At 69.5% G+C, this 16460-nt stretch carries 12 protein-coding genes and 2 pseudogenes; 4 read left to right on the top strand and 10 right to left on the bottom strand.

Features of this window, described 5'->3' with window-relative positions; all coding sequences use genetic code 11:
- Positions 1 to 103: 103 nt before the first annotated feature.
- Positions 104 to 196, bottom strand: a pseudogene (locus ABZX65_RS36135) (IS5/IS1182 family transposase); the annotation flags it as partial.
- 262 nt (positions 197 to 458) lie between these two features.
- Positions 459 to 568 (bottom strand): annotated as a pseudogene (locus tag ABZX65_RS36130) (IS5/IS1182 family transposase); the annotation flags it as partial.
- 500 nt (positions 569 to 1068) lie between these two features.
- On the opposite strand from ABZX65_RS36130, the gene ABZX65_RS36125 reads away from it, so the two are divergent.
- Entirely contained in the window at positions 1069 to 2091 is a 1023-nt protein-coding gene (locus tag ABZX65_RS36125; RefSeq protein WP_355350275.1) for a hypothetical protein, read from the top strand.
- A 374-nt stretch (positions 2092 to 2465) separates the two neighbouring features.
- Positions 2466 to 3590: a hypothetical protein gene (locus ABZX65_RS36120; RefSeq protein ID WP_355350272.1), complete on the top strand. Its 1125-nt coding sequence runs from the start codon at positions 2466 to 2468 to the stop codon at positions 3588 to 3590.
- Positions 3591 to 3952: 362 nt separating this feature from the next.
- On the opposite strand, the gene ABZX65_RS36115 is transcribed toward ABZX65_RS36120, so the two are convergent.
- The 6 genes from ABZX65_RS36115 to ABZX65_RS36090 form a co-directional block, all read right to left on the bottom strand.
- Complete coding sequence (locus tag ABZX65_RS36115; RefSeq protein WP_355350269.1) at positions 3953 to 5710, bottom strand: thiamine pyrophosphate-binding protein; 1758 nt, start codon at positions 5708 to 5710, stop codon at positions 3953 to 3955.
- 1 nt (position 5711) lies between these two features.
- On the bottom strand, positions 5712 to 6551 hold the full coding sequence (locus tag ABZX65_RS36110; RefSeq protein WP_355350266.1) for a hypothetical protein: 840 nt from the start codon (positions 6549 to 6551) through the stop codon (positions 5712 to 5714).
- On the bottom strand, positions 6544 to 7305 hold the full coding sequence (locus ABZX65_RS36105) for a hypothetical protein (protein ID WP_355350263.1): 762 nt from the start codon (positions 7303 to 7305) through the stop codon (positions 6544 to 6546). The genes ABZX65_RS36110 and ABZX65_RS36105 overlap by 8 nt, the downstream gene beginning before the upstream one ends.
- A 255-nt stretch (positions 7306 to 7560) precedes the next feature.
- Positions 7561 to 9114 (bottom strand): benzoylformate decarboxylase, encoded by a 1554-nt coding sequence (mdlC, locus tag ABZX65_RS36100; RefSeq protein ID WP_355350260.1) that lies wholly within the window; start codon positions 9112 to 9114, stop codon positions 7561 to 7563.
- Complete coding sequence (locus ABZX65_RS36095) at positions 9105 to 9794, bottom strand: hypothetical protein (protein WP_355350257.1); 690 nt, start codon at positions 9792 to 9794, stop codon at positions 9105 to 9107. Before ABZX65_RS36095 ends, mdlC begins: the two co-directional genes overlap by 10 nt.
- A 9-nt stretch (positions 9795 to 9803) precedes the next feature.
- The gene (locus ABZX65_RS36090) at positions 9804 to 10847 is read right to left on the bottom strand and encodes a UbiA family prenyltransferase (protein ID WP_355350254.1); all 1044 of its coding nucleotides are present in this window, start codon (positions 10845 to 10847) and stop codon (positions 9804 to 9806) included.
- Positions 10848 to 11687: 840 nt separating this feature from the next.
- Here ABZX65_RS36090 and ABZX65_RS36085 point away from each other — a divergent pair.
- Positions 11688 to 12299 (top strand): flavin reductase family protein, encoded by a 612-nt coding sequence (locus tag ABZX65_RS36085; protein ID WP_355350251.1) that lies wholly within the window; start codon positions 11688 to 11690, stop codon positions 12297 to 12299.
- Here the strand turns inward: ABZX65_RS36085 and ABZX65_RS36080 are convergent.
- Together ABZX65_RS36080 and ABZX65_RS36075 are read right to left on the bottom strand one after the other, a co-directional pair.
- Positions 12256 to 13059 (bottom strand): VTT domain-containing protein, encoded by an 804-nt coding sequence (locus ABZX65_RS36080; protein WP_355350249.1) that lies wholly within the window; start codon positions 13057 to 13059, stop codon positions 12256 to 12258. The genes ABZX65_RS36085 and ABZX65_RS36080 overlap by 44 nt on opposite strands.
- A 201-nt stretch (positions 13060 to 13260) precedes the next feature.
- Positions 13261 to 14496, bottom strand: coding sequence for an MFS transporter (locus tag ABZX65_RS36075; protein ID WP_355350247.1), 1236 nt, complete (start codon positions 14494 to 14496; stop codon positions 13261 to 13263).
- A 529-nt stretch (positions 14497 to 15025) separates the two neighbouring features.
- Between ABZX65_RS36075 and tuf the strand changes: the two genes are divergently transcribed.
- The gene (gene tuf / locus ABZX65_RS36070; protein ID WP_355350244.1) at positions 15026 to 16213 is read left to right on the top strand and encodes an elongation factor Tu; all 1188 of its coding nucleotides are present in this window, start codon (positions 15026 to 15028) and stop codon (positions 16211 to 16213) included.
- Positions 16214 to 16460: the final 247 nt, after the last annotated feature.

Raw genomic sequence — 16460 nt, 5'->3', positions numbered from 1 at the left:
CGCCACCATGCACAACCTCGCCCAGACAGGATGACACCAGCAGGCCAACCGCCACACCAACCCGCCCACACCCACCCTTCTGCAACAACCTTTAGCGGTAGGTGCCCAGTCCGGTGCCGTGCAGGGTGCCGCGACGGGCGATCGCGGGCACGATGCCACGTGCGCTGACCTGGTCGCTGTAGATGTCGTGGTCGTAGGTTGGGGCGCAGTCCCGCCGCAGGCTTGAACCGGTTCCGGTGAAGGTCGAGGGCTTGCGTTCGAACGCCGTGCGTCTGGCCGCATGTGGTTGGCTGGCCGAGGACAGGCCGGAGACGTTCAGCGTCCCTGCCAGCCCGAGGCGGCGGCATGACCGTGGTCATCGCCAGGGCGCTGTCGGTGCGCCGTTCGTAGTCTCGGGCCAGGGCAGCGCGAGCGCATCAGGCCCGCGAACGTCCGCTCCAGCAGCCTGCGCGCCCGGACTCGCGGTCGGTGACTGTTGCCGCCGTGACCATCACGGTCAGCAGCAACCCGAGCGTGTCCACCATGATGTGCCGCTTTCGGCGGTGACCTTCTTCGCAGCGTCGGAGCCGCTGGAGCCGTTCCCCGGCTGGGCATCGCTGCTGTCCGGGGCGGGCTCAGAGATCGCAGCTGAGGAGGCGGCGGGTCGGGCGTGACACGAATGGGTGAATCCAATTGGCATATGCGGAGGCGGGCAATATTTGTGCCTCGGGCAGGGCACGAGTACGCAGTAGGAAACGCGCCGTTCGTTATGTTTGTCGCCGTTGTGTGGTTCGGCGGAGGCGTGGTCCGGTGCGACGGGAGTGTGCCGATGGAAAGGGCTGCCGAGACATGCAGAGGTCGTGCAGGACGGAGCACTGGCAGGTAGCGGCTGGCCTGGAAAGCCGGGAGGAGATCACCGTCTTCGCGACGGTCCGTCACCCCGTCCGGGGGCTCGTCCATTGCCGGGCGGCGGAGTTCCTGGGAGGGGCTCTCCAGCGGGAAGGCTGGTCTGTGCGTTATGAGGACGAACCTCCTCCGCTTCTGTCGAGCTTCCCGGACGGGGCCGGTCATGCTGCGGCAGGAGTCCAGGTGCTGTCCTACTTGCAACGTGACCGGCAGGCGGCAGGGTTGGCAGGGGCGGCTCCTTCTGGTGGGGCCTCGATCGCGTTGCAGAGGGCGCTGGCTTCCTGGCGGGCTGTGATGCGGACTCGCCAGTTCGTGGTCGCGGAAGGTGATCCTTTGTGCTGGGGTGCCGTGCGCGCCCAGGCTCTGCTGGACGGGGCCTTGTCGGCCGGTGGCGGCCAGGTGCGAATTCTGGCCGGCACGATGCCGCACTATTCAGCCGGTGCCGGTGATGAAGAACATTCCGCGTTGTCGACGGACGAACTCGACCGAGTGGCGGCGGGCACCCGTGTGGTGATCGGGCCGGCTGGCGTGGCCCCAACTGTGCGAGCCTCCCTGGTCCGCCAGGGGCTGCGTGTTATCGATGCGACCTGTCCGCTGGTGACGGCCGCCCAGGCCGAGATCCGCAGATTCGCCGCGCACGGCGAAAGCGTCCTTCTCATCGGACCTCGGGACAGTGCCGTGCTGCCCGGCATGGTCGGGCAGGCTCCCGACGCGGTCCGGACGGTGCACGATGTCGCCGAAGCAGGAGACATCCGGGTGGAGGCCCCCGGCCGTGTGGCGGTGGTGACCGCGCCGGGGACCCCAGGCGAGCGGAACCGGATGGTCGCCGAGGCGGTGCGGGGCGCACTGGGTCATGTGCTGCCCCAGGACCCGACCACGTACTGCCACGCCGCCAGCGATCGGGAGCACGCCCTGCTCAGACTGGCCGCATCCAGCGATGCCGTCCTGGTCCTGGGACGCCAAAACTCCCCCACTCTGGCCAGCCTGAGGAATTCCGGTGTGCGGGCGTACGGGGCAGCTCGCAGTGCAGAGGTGAGGCCCGCGTGGCTGGCGGGAGCCGCCGCGGTCGGCATCGTCGCGGCCCCTGGAGTCAGCCCCGCTCTCATGGCCGACACGCTGCGGGCATTGACGGGTCTGGGGCCGTCGGCCGTGACCCGACAGGTTACGACCACCCTCGTGGACCGGGGCGACACGGAGAGCGGCTGACCGTCAGCTGGTCCTCTGGGCCCCGGCGTGCCGGTGTGTACCGCATGGGTGGGGCGTGCGGCTGCCCGCGCAATGTGTTCATCACGTGGTGCAGCCGGGGCGGACCGGGACATCCCGGGGTGCTGACGGAGGTTCTGGCGGGTATGTGTTCTGTTCCCCCTAAAGGCAGAAAAGAGAGGGGATGCATCTCAGTGGGGCGATTGCCCAACGTGCGGCTGCGAGCTCTCTTACGCGAGGCGAACATGACAGCCGGACATTTGTCCAGGGCCGTCAACCAGGCAGGCGGCGAAGTCGGCTTGGCCCTGCACTACGACCGTACGTCCGTCTCGCACTGGCTTTCCGGAACTCGTCCTCCGGAACCGGTGCCTTCCCTGGTGGCCGAGGTCCTCTCTCGCGCACTGGGACGGCAGGTCACTGCTGCGGACACCGGCCTTCTGAACGGTAACGCTCCGGTCGCCACCCGCCAGTCGGACGACCTCGGCCTGTCCTTGGTGCGGCTGGCTCGCCCGCCCACGAAAGAACTCGCGGATTCCAGCGTCTACACGACCCTCCTTGAACTGGACGCGGCCGAGGGAAACTTCGCTGTACCACTGGCGCCATCGGTACCGCACGCCCGGGAGGCCGAGCCCACCTCGGTGCCAGCCACGGAGTTGATGCTTCCCGTCTTCGCCCGGATCGACACGGCTTTCGGCGGGGGAGCGGCCCGCCAAGCCCTATCCTCCTACTTGGCCGTCGACATCACGCCGCGGTTAGTCCTGAGGATGCCTCCGGGACGCCGCGACCGTTTTCTGCGCACCGCCTCCCGACTCACCTATCTCGCCGGGTACATGCACTTCGACGACAACATGAACGGAATAGGGCAGTCGTATTACCAGACTGCCGTTCGCATGGCGGCCGCGTCAGCGGACCTGCGCACTTATACGACCGTCCTGCGGGCGATGAGCATCCAGGCTCTGCATTTGGGCCATCGGTCTCTGGCACTGGACATCGCTGAGGCCGCAGCTCGGCACAGCACAGACCTCCCGCCGGGGCAAGCCGTACTGCTTACCTCCCAGTGGGCACTCACCCTGGCGGCGAACGGCCAGCGCCGCAAGGCCTTCGCGGAACTGCGCCGGGCTGAACAGATCTTTGCCCGAGGCCCATTGAGCACGGGAACGATCGATGACTTCCACGCCGCCGCCTTCGCACACCAGAGCGCGGAGACATTCGCCTACGCGGGCGAGCCCGCCCGGGCCATCCGGGAACTTACCTCCTCGCTGAGGCAACGGCCTGCGGACGAACGCCGAGCACGTGCCCTGATCAATGCGCGGCTCGGCGGGCTGCAACTCGACCAAGGGCACCTCGAACAGGCATGCGCGGCCTGGCACCTCTTCCTTGATGACCAGGCCCACTTGCGGTCAGGTCGGATCGCCTCCGCGCTGGCTGAGATGCGGTCACGACTGCGGCCCTTCAGGCAGCAGCCCGTAGCGCGAGAAGTCCTCAACCGGAGCCACTCATAGGCGTTCGCCAGCGACGCCCCGCCGGTCGATTCACCGTAATGCCGAGCAGGTCGTCCGGAACGGGAAGGCCACGTCCAGCGGGAGCGCGAAAGCGCTGAGGGCGGCGAGGAGATCGTCGTCGGATCCGGCGAGGACGGGTCCGATGTGGAGCCGGCGCTCCCAGGTCTACTTCGCGGTCGGCGGCTCGCCGGAATGGCCCTGCGGCCACTGCCCGGTTCCCGGAAACGCGGGTCGGATCCGCACACCGGCAGTGCGGCCGATACCGGCGGGCCGTTCTCGCCGACCCGCCGGCCGAGAACGCCGGCAGGGCGGGAAGGGGCGGCCGAACGGATCCAGGGGCTTCGAAGGGCGCGCCGCTAGAGTCAGTGACGAAGACCGGCGGAGGGGACGTGTTTGAGCCCGGCGAAGCGTCGCTGAGTGGGAGCGAGTGCTTCGGGGTCGATCAATACGTCGACAACACATGGGCCCTGGACGGTTGCGGCTTCCCGCAGGGCGTCGTGCAGAGCCTCCGGGGCGGTGACGCGGATACCGCGGGCGCCGAGGGCTTCGGCGTACTGGGCGAAGTCGGTCATGGGGAGCGAGGAGTCGGCGTAAGGCAGGCCGAGAGCTTTCGTTCCCTGTCTGCACATACCGTAACTCGCGTCGTTGAGGACGATCCACACGACGGACGCGTTGTACTGGACCGCGGTGCTGACCTCGTTCTGCATCAGCATGGCCCCGTCTCCCACCAGGGCGACGGCGCGTCTGCCGGTGGCAAGGGCCGCGCCGACCGCTCCGCAGGCGAAGTGCCCCATGGAGCCCAGGTAGAGGTTGCTCACACGCCACTGCCCCGGGCGGGAGAAGCGCAGGTAGCGGTTCCCCCAGGCGAACGCGTTGCCGTTGTCCCCCATCACGAGGTCGCCCCGGTCGACGAACCGGCTCTGGATCTCGTGCAGGAGCCGGCGTGGGTGCACGAGGCGCTCTGTTCGCGGCGGTGGGGCTGAGGGAGTGTGCCCCGGTGCGGGGCCGCCGGTGTGATGCGTATTGGTGGGCGGCGCGCACATGGCGGGCGCCGCTTCCACGAGCGCGTACGCGAAGGCGGCGACATCAGCCTCTACACGGATGAGCCGGTCGGCCGGGTAGACGTGAGGCAGGTCGTCGGGAGCGAGGTCGACCTGGATGAGCTGGGCTCGGGCGAGATACGCCTCGTCGTAGCAGGAGGCCCCGTCGCCAAGCCTGCTGCCCAGCGCGATCACGAAATCCGGGTCGTGGCGCCGCAGTGCGTCGGCGACCTCGGGATCGCCCCCCAGTCCGGTCACGCCCAGGTATCGGGGACCTGCCTCGGGGAAGATGCCCTTGCCGCGGGGAGTGGACATCACCGGCGCGTCGAGACGTTCGGAGAGTTCGGCGACGGCCGCTGCTGCCCGGCGCGCGCCCCAGCCGACCCACAGCGCGCACCGACCGGCGGCCAGCCGGGAGAGGAGCGCCTGGTCAAGAGCCGGTGTGTCCGCAGCGGTGGCACGCGGAGGAGCGGACAGCGGCACGGGAAGGTGACCGCGCTGGGCTGGAACGGTCAGGGCGAGATGGTGCACATAGCCGGTGGACCGGGCGAAGCCTGCCGCGCACGCCTCCCATACGCCGGCCAGAGATTGCGGGCTGTCGAGGATGGTGACTCCCTGGACCGTCTGGTTGGGCGTGTGCAGCGTCTGCGGTGGCAGGGACAGAGGGCTCGTTTCCTGGATGGGGAATCGGCCGACATAGGCAGGATCGGTGTAGCCGCTGATCAGCAGCACCTTCGCGCCCTCGTAACGCGCCGCCATCAAGCCGGTGAGACTGTTGGTCAGACCTGGTCCCGTGGTGACGAACACAGCGACCGGACGGTCGGCGGCGATGCTCGCCTCACATGCCGCGAAGAGGGCGCCTGTCTCGTGCCGGCAGTGATAGGTGGGGACGCCGGAGGCGGAGAGGGCATCCCACATGTAGACGATGCCTCCTCCGGAGACACCGAACGTCTCTTTGACACCCAGTGCCCGGAGCATCATCACCACGCCCTGCGCGAGTGTGGAGGCGGTGCCGTCCGGGGAGGCTGGGCGAAGGTCGGCCGGCCGTGCGGGGGCGGAGGCTTCTGCCTGGTCGGACACGTCAGCCACGGAAGGTCCTATCGTCGTGTTCGGCGTCGCGGTGGCGTGGACTCGTCCGGGGGGCGACTCCCCGGTAGCGCAGGGCGGAGTGCGGCAGAGAACGCAGGACAGGGGCCTGCTGTGCGGCGCCCTCGACGGCGTTGCCGATGAAGGACGGCTGAATGATCAGCATCATCATCACGGCAGCGGTGTCGGCCGCGAAGCCGAGGTCGAGCAGGACGGCGATGCCGAGGCCGCCGATGTTCACTGCCGTCTTCCTCCTCCGGGACAGCTCGGCCTCGACGTCGTAGACCAGCAACTGGTAGGTGCCGACCGGCCATTGGCGGACTCGGACGCACTGCTGGAACGCCAGCACACGTTCGTCCGCGGGTCGCAGCGGCACTCCGAAACCCGGCAGCCGGGGGTTGCGCTCCAGCAGTTCACCCACTGCGGTGGGCAGGCTCACTCCCTCCGCGGCACTCAGCCGGCTGCGCAGATCGAGCAGCATCTGTGCGCAGAGCCGGGAGGTGCCCGGGCCGGCCACACCTGTGGCGGCAAGGACGGACGCGGCGAACCCTGCCGTCGGATTGCCCCAGGACGCCGCGATGCGGCCCGCCTTGAGCGGCCAGATCCGCGGATCCGCGAGAGCGGACGACGCGGCGAGGTCGTCGAGCATCGAGCTCTCCGCGTCCGTCAGCTTGCGGTGCCCGAACACCAGCGACATCAGACTCCAGACGGACGTGGAACCGGCGAGGTCACCGGCGACCGCGTAACCGGCCAAGTGGTTGTCACCCCAGCCGAACCTGCCGATCGCTGTTCTGATCTCATCAACGTTCCTGGCTTCATCAAAGGTCTCAGCCATTGCCTTCGGACTCCGGGACATAGCGGACGGGTGGCAGGTTGATGGGGTAGCGCAGCATTTCGGTCGCCGAGTGGCGTAGTACCTCAGCGGTGACTGCGGGCAGTTGAGCCATGACGATCGAGGTGATCAGTTCCTGCGGATCCCGCAGTCCGCAGCAGAACAGCAGGGCCAGCGCGCCCGCCGTGACGGTCGGAACGAAGGATCTCGGGCCGGGAAGGAGGGTCTTCGCGTCGGCGGGCACGGCCTCCCAAGCGGCTTGGTCGTCCGGTGTGCTGGCGGCGTAGGCCGCGGGCGGCGTGTCCTCGGGACCCCTCAGCCACTCCAGCCACGCCGTGTGCTCGTCGAGCACCCCTTGAGCCGATTCGGCTAGCGTGATCGCCGCGACCGACAGCACCTGAGCCGGTGGGCACGCCGTAATGCGCGCCAGCAGTGCCGCATGCGCGCCCGCGTCGGTCAGCGGGACGGGCATCAGCAACGTCCACGCGGTCTCCATCGCGACGGCCTCCGACTCGGCAGGCAGTTCTCCGCGCCAGGCGAGGAATGCCAGTTCGGAGAAGCGATAGTGCCGCGCGAGGTCGCCGAAGACGCCGTAGCCGTGCATCCGCAGCGGCACGGAGGGATCGACGACATTGCAGGTCAGCCGAGAATCCCAGGAGGTGCGTTCGAGAGGCCCGGCCTCCGTGTAGGTACGTCCGTCCGGGCTGTCGGTCGTGCTGCCTTCTGCTGACGTTGTCCCTGGTGAGTCCGACAACACAGCTCAACCATCCTCTCTCCAAGGAGTTCGGGATGCCGGTCGTATCGCGTGAAGCTCCCTCCCGGCGCTCTATTTCTGCCGCGACGGTGTCCGGAGCCAGGATTCAGGAGACCATCAATGCACAGCCTCGGACGGGAGCGCCATGCGTCGCCCGAACCGGAGGCGTTGAATGTTCCGCGGCGTTGAACGTCCACGGCTCTCCTCCCCACCGTCGTTCGCGGGGTGGGGTCGCTCGGCTGGAGGAGGACCGGGTCGTCACAGGTCGGCGACGAGAACCTTCGGACGCTTTTCGGACACTGGATGGTGCAGTAGGGCGGGCAGGGCCGCGAGGTCGACGACCTGATGCGCGGTGGCTCCGTAGCCACGGGCCAAGGACAGGTGGTCCAGGCCCGGAATGGTCAGTCCAGGGACCATTTTTCGGCCGGTGAGCTGGGCGTACCAGTCCAGGACGGCGTAGCGATCGTTGCGCAGGACAAGGACGGTCAGCGGGAGCCGAAGAGCGGCGGCGGTCCATAGGGCGGTGATGGAGTACTGGGCCGATCCGTCGCCGATCACGGCGACCACCGGGCGGGTGGGGTCGGCGAGTTGGATGCCGACAGCTGCGGCGAGGCCGAAGCCGAGGCCGCCGTCGGGGCTGGTGTAGTAGCCGCCAGCGCGGCGGATGGTGACACGGTTCCAGAAGGTGTCGAGGGTGGAGGGGGACTCGTTGACGATGACGGTGTCGGGGGACAGGTGGGCCAGGCAGTCAAGGATCTGGTCGGCCCGGTCGGTGGGTGGAGCTGCGGCGGGGCGTCTCGGGACCAGGGGCCGGTGGCCGCCCGGGGCGGCCAGATCGGCCAGGGCGGTGAGGGTGAGGGCCGGATCGGCCAGTACGGCGTCACCTACCGGGGCGCGGGCGGCCTCGTCTGGATCGTCGGTGAGCAGGACCAGTTCACTGCCCGGGGGGATGAGGGGGCCGGGCAGGTCCAAGTAATGGCGGAAAACCGGGGCTCCGACGACCAGGATCAGGTCGTGTTCGGCGAGTGCCTGGCACAGGAGCGGCGCGGCGGGGCGGAGGACGCCCTGATAGTGGGGGTGGTCTTCGGGGAACGGACTGCGCCCTTGGGAAGGCGCAGTCCACACCGGTGTTCGGGTGCGTTCGGCAAGATGGACGGCGCTGGCGCGCCCCGCCTCGGAGTCCAGGCCGGAGCCCAGAACGAGCACGGGTCGTCTGGCCCGGTCGAGGCGGTCGGTCAGGGCGGCGAGGGTGCCCGGGGCGGGAACGGACCGCGCACTGATACGGCGGCCGGTGAGCGGGGCCGGGTCTTCGCCCTCGACATCCCAGTCGTCCGCGGGCAGGGACAAGAACACCGGCCCTTGGGGAGGCTGCATCGCCAGGTGCCGGGCGCGGGCCAGGGCGGCCGGGACGTCCTGCGGGCGAGGCGGTTCGAAGGCCCACTTGACCGCCGGCCGGGGCAGCGTGGTGGCATCGGCGTTGGTGAGCAGCGCTTCCATGGTGACGAGGCGTCGGCTCTGCTGGCCGGCGGTGATGACCAGGGGCGCTCGGCCAGCCTTGGCTGCGAGGATGGCACCCATCGCGTTGCCGAGGCCAGGGCCGCTGTGGAGGTTCACCAGTGCCGGCCGACCTGTGGCCAGGGCATGGCCGTGGGCGGCATGGACGGCGACGGCTTCGTGCAGGGTCAGGACGTAGTTGAGGTCGCTGGGGAAGTCCTGCAGGAATCCGAGTTCGGTGGAGCCGGGGTTGCCGAAGATGGTCGTCATCCCCCATTCCCTGAGCATGTGGTGGACGATGTCGCGGATCACAGCCACTTGGTGGCCTCCTGACCGGGCAGCGCCTCGGCACCGGCACGGGCCGTTGGTACGCCGGCGCCCGCTGTCCTGCGGGAGCGGACGGCATCGCGCACGGCGAGAACGTAGAGCAGGTCGAACACGAAGATCGCGGCACACAGGAAGTGGATCAGCGAGGAGTCGCTGTAGGGGCGCCGGTAGAGGGAGAACGCCAGCGAGGCGGGGACCGTACCGAGCAGTTTGGTGACCGCGATTCCCAGGGACTGGCCGGCCAGGGTGCCGCGGTGGTGGAGCATGGTCAGGAACAGTACGGACATGGCCAGGTTCTGGCCGAAGGCGGCGTAGGCCCCCCAACGGTCGCCGAGTTCGCTGCTCAGCAGCAGAACACTCAGATAGGTGGACGCCATGGTCAGGGCGAACATCGCGTAGAAGATTCCGCGTTTCAGGGAGGGGAACTGCGCAGGCCCGAACTTGAGGGCCTGGTACACCAGAATCAGGTCGACGCAGAACCAGACGACGGTGACGGGGCGCAGTAGGTGCGGGTAGGGGTGGACGAACGCGAAGATGAACTCCCAGGAGATGTTCGCGCACAGCGCTGCCAGTGGCATGCCGTAGACGCGGTCGCGGACGCCGTGCTGGATGATCTGGACGTAGGTCGCGGTCCAGCCGATTCCGGCGGCGACGACCAGGATTGCGAACACGGTTCACTCCTACGGGCTGGTGTGCTGTCCCTGCGTCGGACCAGCCGACTGGGGTTGTTCGTAGGCCGCGCGCATGCGTTGCTGGGTGAGCCCGCTCAGAGTGAGCAGCAGCGCGAGCGCTGGCAGGCACCACCAGCCGATGCCGATGGCGAGTACGGCGCTAGTGAGCACCAGGCGTTCCAGTACCAGCACCTCATGGCCACGCAGAGCAGTCGCCTGGTCCAGAGCTCCGCGGCGGCGGTGCAAGCGCCAAAATCCGAGCGCACCCATGACGGTCGCGGCAGCTACGAGACTGCCGAACAGCAGGTGGTGCCTGGGCCTGGCAAGCAGTTCCACTGCCCACCCGATGGAGAGCGCCACCGAGTAGCTGGCTGCGGCCACAGTGAGAGCGGGCCCAGCGCCATAGCGCACGGGAAAGGTGCGATAGCCGCCGGACCGATCGCCGTCAATGTCGCGCAGAGTGCCAACCAGGTTCGAGGCGGTGTCATGAGACAGGAATGCGAGGGCGAGTGGGATGACGAGCCGCCAGTCCGGGTGGCCTGGCGGGGCGAGCGCCCCAAAGACGAATGCCGCCGCAGTCAGGCAGCCGCGGACCAGGTTTCCGGCCAGCCCTCGCGCTTTCAACGCGCCGCTGTACAGAAAAATCCCCGCACCGATCGCACCAGCGGGCAGGAGTTCGCGCGCGCCCAGCACCACAGCGGTGCCGCTGAAGGCCAATAGCCCCAGTCCTGCGCTGGCGAGCGCGGCCTGCTCAGCGATGCGCCCGGATGGGATGGGGCGGCCTGGCTTGGCGTGGGCGTCCAGTTCCCGGTCGAGGAAATCGCCTAGGTAATGAGCGGCGATCCAGGCGGCGGTCGGTCCCAGCCAGGCACACACCAGGCCGGCAGGAGCGGCATCTCCGGTTAAGCAGGCTCCGGACAGCCCGACCAGCCCGGGATACCAGATGGTGTAGAGCCGCCACGTTTGCAGGTGCGCGACGCAGACCTGACGGTAGCCGAACAGGACGGCAGGCTCGATACGAAAACATTGAGAAGTCACGGCAGAGCGGGACATGTTGTGTCTCCCTCGGGGTGGCAGTACCGGACGTGCTGTCGGGCAGCGAGGTAATCCCGGATCAGCGCAACCGAGAACGCCGACAGACGACCTTTCGCAACCGTCCGGTACCCCACGGCCACCAGCCTGCGGCCTTCTCTGTTCTCAGTAGTGGCGGCCGGTCCACCGGGAAGCCTTACACGATGATGGTGGCACTGGGCCGAGGAAATCGACCAGCTTTTTTTGTGACCCGCCTGTTGAAAGTTGGTCGCGTGTTGAAAGCCGCTTAGGCGGCGGCGAAAGCAACCAGTAAAGGTCAACCCGCCTCCCAGATGATCGACCAGTGTCATCGCCACGATTTTCCTCGGCACAGTCTGGGATCAATACCGAGCGCACCTCAGTGAACCTATTTTATTATGAACATTCTGACGTCGGGACTCTTCCCCAGACTGGCTGGAAAAACAGGGTTCGCGCAGGAGTGCAACGGGGACGTCACTCGATTCCGGCGATGGGAGACAGTTGAGCGACTGCTCGCCTCCCGGCCGGGAAGTCTGCAACGTCGGCAAGGCGTTGCAGGCACCCGGCGCAAGTCTGGCCGGTGTTGGCCCTCTTCGTCGTGGACAGGTCGCAATGGTGAGCCCCTGGCCGAGGTCGCGCGGAACGGCGCGAAAACCGTTGCGGTCGGAGACCGGTCGCAGATTCGGGTGATCGGGGTCGGCGATCTGTTCGGTAGAGGGCACCATCAGGCCGGGCCTCGACGCTCAGGGCCGGGCTACTGGAATGCTGGCTTGCATCTCCCATCTGAGAAGAAGCCGCGATCCGGCGTGGGGATCGGTGGGGGGCGCATGGATACTGATGACCATGCGCATCGACATTGATCCCGGCCAGGTTGAACGGAACGTCTTCTACAAGCTTCTGACCTCGGTCGTTGTACCCCGGCCGATCGCCTGGGTGTCGACGACGTCGGCGGCGGGCACGGACAATCTGGCACCGCACAGCTTCTTCACGGTGGCGTGCGTGAGTCCGCCGGTGGTGCAGTTCACGTCGGTGGGGCGGAAGGACTCGGTGCGGAACATCGAGGAGACCGGGCAGTTCGTGGTGAGCCTGGCGCCGGAGCATCTGTTCGAGCAGATCAACGCGACGGCGACGGACTTCCCGCGGGGGACGAGTGAGTTCGACGCGGTGGGGATCGCGCGGGAGCCGAGCCTGAGGGTCAAGCCGCCGCGGGTGGCGGCCTCGCCGGTGGCGCTGGAGTGCGAGCTGCACAGCACGGTCCGGCTGGGGGACTCGACGGTGGTGTTCGGGCGGGTCGTGCACGCGGCCGTCTCGGAGGCGGTGATGGACGACGGGCACCCGGACGTACGGAAACTGCGCCCGCTGTCACGGCTGGGCAAGGACGAGTGGGGGACGCTCGGCGAGATCCTGGAGATCAAGCGGATTCCGCTGGCGGACTGGTCCGGTCCGGGGATGTGACCGCTTCGGCGACCGTCTCGGAGGAGTCCGAGGGCTCGGCGGAATCCGGGTCGGCCGCGCGCGCCGAGCGGGTGCGGCGGGCCACCATGGCCGCCGCCACACCCGTGACGCCCAGGAAACCGAGGGCCAGCAGGAAGACCGGCGAGGTCGGGGAGGCGGCGCGGCTGCCCGCGACCACGTAGGCGGCGGTGTTCGCCGCGCTGCCCGCCGCCGTGGCGGTGAGGAAGGGCAGCAGCCGGATACGGGAGACGGCCGCCGCGTAGTTGGCGGCGGCGAAGGGCACACCGGGGAAGAGCCGCAGCGCGAGTGTGCTGCGGAAGCCGTGCCTGCTGAGCTGCCGGTCGAGCGAGAGCGCGATCCGCCCGCGCAGGAAGGGCCGTACGGCGTCGCGGCCGAGCAGCCGCCCGAGCAGAAACGCGAGACCCGCGCCCAGCACGGTCCCTGCTATGGCGGCGGGCAGCCCGGCGTGGATGCCGTAGAGCGCCCCGGCAGCGGCGTTGAGCAGCGGTCGCGGGACGAACGCGACCGTGCACACGCCGTACGCGAGCGCGAAGAGGACGACCGCCATCGTGCCCGATGTACGCGGCAGGCCGTGCGTCAGCAGATGCTGCGGCTGCCATGCCAGTACGGCGGCCCCCGCGCCCGCCAACAGCAGGATCAGCAGCGCGAACCGCGCCCACGGGGAGAGCAGTACGCGCGAAAGACGGACGGCCGCCCCGTACGGAGCGGAGACCGGGACTCGCGGGAAGCGGTCGAGCATTCAGGCAGCGTAATCGAGACGGGCGGCAGATGGCGCCTGTCGATGTGCCCCACGGCGGGGGCGGGGCGCCGCGACACGTCTACGGCCGGGGACGGGTGCGTGGCGCACGCCGTACGGGCCGGGGACGGGTGCGTGGCGCACGTCGTACGGGTCGAGGGCGGAGTCCGGCGGAAGACCGTCGAACTCCGCGCGGCCCCCGCGTCACACCGTGTCCGCCACCGTCAACTCCCCGTCGCCCTCCGCCTTCTGAAGCTGCGGGCCGCTGCCGGTGACGACAGGGGAGGCGGCGTGGGGCGTGCGGCGGTCGAGGACGCCGGCGGTCACGGCGATGCCGAGTCCGGCGGCGGCGAGGACCGCGCCGACCAGGGCGGGGGAGGTCCAGCCCCAGCCGACCGAGATGGCGACGCCGCCGAGCCAGGCGCCGCCGGCGTTGGCGAGGTTGAACGCGGAGTGGTTGGAGGCGGAGGCCAGGGTCGGGGCCTGGCGGGCCTTGTTCATGACCAGCATCTGGATCGGCGTGGTGGTGAGGAAGCCGACGGCGCCGAGCACGACCACCCCGATCGGGGCGGCGACCTTGGACTCGGCCGCGTAGTGGAAGCCGAAGAGGACGACGGCCAGGGCGCCGAGCGAGAAGTACAGCGTCGGCCGCAGGGCCCGGTCGGTGAGGGGGCCCGCGGCGAGCGTGCCCAGCGTCATGCCGACGCCGAAGAGGGCGAGCAGCCACGTGACGGAGGAGTCGGCGTAGCCGGTGACCTCGGTCATCATCGACGCGAGATAGCTGTAGACGGCGAAGATCCCGGCGAAGCCGAACACGGCGGTGAGCAGGCCGAGCAGCACCTGCGGCTCGCGCAGGGCGCGGAACTCCTGGGCCACTCCCACGTGTTCGTCGGTGGGCAGACGCGGGATCAGCAGCGCGAGCGAGCCCAGCGCGATCAGGCCGATCACGGACACCACGAGGAAGGTCGCGCGCCAGCCGAGACTCTGGCCGAGCGCGGTCGCGGCCGGCACGCCGACGATGTTGGCGATCGTCAGGCCGAGGAACATCGCGGCCACCGCCCGCGCCCTGCGGTCCTCGCTCACCATCCGGGCCGCGACGACGGCGCCGACACCGAAGAAGGCACCGTGCGGCAGGCCCGCCAGGAAGCGGCCCACGAGCAGGGTGCTGTAGCCGGGGGCCACGGCGGAGGCCGCGTTGCCGAGCGTGAAGAGCGCCATCAGCAGCAGGAGCATCCGCTTGCGCGGGACGCGGGAGCCGAGCGCGGTGAGCAGGGGCGCGCCGAGCACGACGCCGAGGGCGTAGGCGGAGACGAGATAGCCCGCGGTGGGCACCGATGTGCCCAGGTCGTCAGCGACGTTGGGCAGCAGGCCCATCATCACGAATTCGGTCGTGCCGATGCCGAAGGCGCTCACCGCCAGAGCGAGTATGGCCAGGGGCATGGAGCAGCATCCTTCTGAAGTGTTCGGGCTTCGGGGTTCGGGGCCCGAAGGCGCCGGGTTCGTACGGGGAGGGTTCGTGCACGCCGGGTTCGTGCACGCCGGGTTCGTGCGGGCGGACATCGTGAGTGCCGCGCTCGGGCTCGCGGCGGTGCCCGGCACCTTCTAAGTTCCTTCGCGGAACAAATTCTCGCACGCGGTTGCTTCGCATACGTCACCACCGGGTGAAGTCGTGTCGACCATCACGCCACGCCTCCCCGGAAGGCGACGGAAAACCTTTGGACGTACCACCGACCCGGCAGGGATGATCACCGCATGTTCCGGCTCACCTTCCTCGCAGACGCCACCGCAGCAGCGGTCGCGCCGACGAAGGCTGCCCGGAGCGCACGGGACACCTTCTTCGACGGCGCACGACGCTGACCCTCCCCGGACAGTCATCCGGCGGACCCCGCAGGGGGAGGGTCGGTCCGGCTCATGGGGTCCGGCCGCGTCAGACAACTCCGTCAGAGGAAGAGAAGAGACGACGTCCGTCATGTCCAAGCAGAACTACGTGCGCACCAAGCCCCACCTCAACATCGGCACCATGGGTCACGTCGACCACGGCAAGACCACCCTCACCGCCGCCATCACCAAGGTCCTGGCCGACCGCGGGACCGGCACCTTCGTGCCGTTCGACCGGATCGACCGGGCCCCGGAGGAGGCGGCCCGCGGGATCACCATCACCATCGCGCACGTCGAGTACGAGACCGACACCCGGCACTACGCGCACGTGGACATGCCGGGGCACGCCGACTACGTGAAGAACATGATCACCGGCGCCGCGCAGCTCGACGGCGCGATCCTGGTCGTCTCCGCGCTGGACGGCGTGATGCCGCAGACCGCGGAGCACGTCCTGCTCGCCAAGCAGGTCGGTGTCCGGCACATCGTCGTCGCGCTGAACAAGGCGGACGCGGGGGACCCGGAGCTGGCCGACCTGGTCGAGCTGGAGGTGCGCGAACTGCTCACCGCCCACGGGTACCCGGGCGACACGCTGCCCGTCGTGCGCGTCTCCGGGCTGCGCGCGCTCGACGGCGACCCGCGGTGGACCGCCGCGATCGAGGCGCTGCTCGACGCGGTCGACACGCACGTGCCGGTCCCGGTGCGCTACACCGAGGCGCCGTTCCTGCTGTCGGTGGAGAACGTGCTCACCATCACCGGGCGCGGCACCGTCGTGACGGGCGCGGTCGAGCGAGGGACCGTACGGCCGGGCGACCGCGTCGAGGTGTACGGCGAGGGGCACGGCGACGGGCCGCTGGTGAGTGTGGTGACCGGTCTGGAGACCTTCGGCAAGCCGATGGAGTCCGCGCAGGCGGGTGACAACGTGGCGCTGCTGCTGCGCGGTGTGCAGCGCGCCCAGGTGCGGCGCGGCGACATCGTCGCGGCGCCGGACAGCGTGGCCACCCACACGCGGTTCACGGCGACGGTCTTCATGGTGCCCGCGGCCGAGGGCGGCCGGCACACGCCGGTCTCCACCGGCTACCGGCCGCAGTTCTACATCCGCACCGCGGACGTGGTCGGCGACGTCGACTTCGGCGGGCCGGGCGGCATGGCGCTACCCGGCGACACCGCCGACATCAGCGTCGAGCTGGGCCGCCCGCTCCCGCTGGAGCCGGGTCTCGGCTTCGCGATCCGCGAGGGCGGGCGCACGGTCGGCGCGGGCACGGTCACCGCCGTGGGCTGAGCCGCCCACCCGGCGACCGCTCCCAACAGGGCCCGGCCGCAAGAGGGCTCGGCCCATCGCGGCCCGGCCGCGACAGAACCCGGCCCCGTCGAACCCCGAACAACCGGGGGACGGCGGGGCCGGGCCGTGGGGGGGGGGGCGGCCCCCCCCCCCCCCCGGCCCCGCCCCCACCCCCCCCCCGCCGCCCCCCCCCCCCCCCCACCCCGGCCCCCCGCCCGCCCGGGCACCCCCCCCCCCCACCCGCAAC

It is taken from the genome of Streptomyces sp. NPDC003300, assembly GCF_040610915.1.
In the GTDB taxonomy this organism is placed as follows: Bacteria; Actinomycetota; Actinomycetes; order Streptomycetales; family Streptomycetaceae; genus Actinacidiphila.
This window is presented reverse-complemented; position numbering and strand designations above follow the sequence as displayed.

Coding starts and splice junctions, on each gene's coding strand:
- ABZX65_RS36110 (WP_355350266.1), bottom strand. CDS start 6,551: ATGGCTGAGACCTTTGATGAAGCCAGGAACGTTGATGAGATCAGAACA.
- ABZX65_RS36090 (WP_355350254.1), bottom strand. CDS start 10,847: ATGTCCCGCTCTGCCGTGACTTCTCAATGTTTTCGTATCGAGCCTGCC.
- ABZX65_RS36085 (WP_355350251.1), top strand. CDS start 11,688: ATGCGCATCGACATTGATCCCGGCCAGGTTGAACGGAACGTCTTCTAC.
- ABZX65_RS36080 (WP_355350249.1), bottom strand. CDS start 13,059: ATGCTCGACCGCTTCCCGCGAGTCCCGGTCTCCGCTCCGTACGGGGCG.
- ABZX65_RS36075 (WP_355350247.1), bottom strand. CDS start 14,496: ATGCCCCTGGCCATACTCGCTCTGGCGGTGAGCGCCTTCGGCATCGGC.
- tuf (WP_355350244.1), top strand. CDS start 15,026: ATGTCCAAGCAGAACTACGTGCGCACCAAGCCCCACCTCAACATCGGC.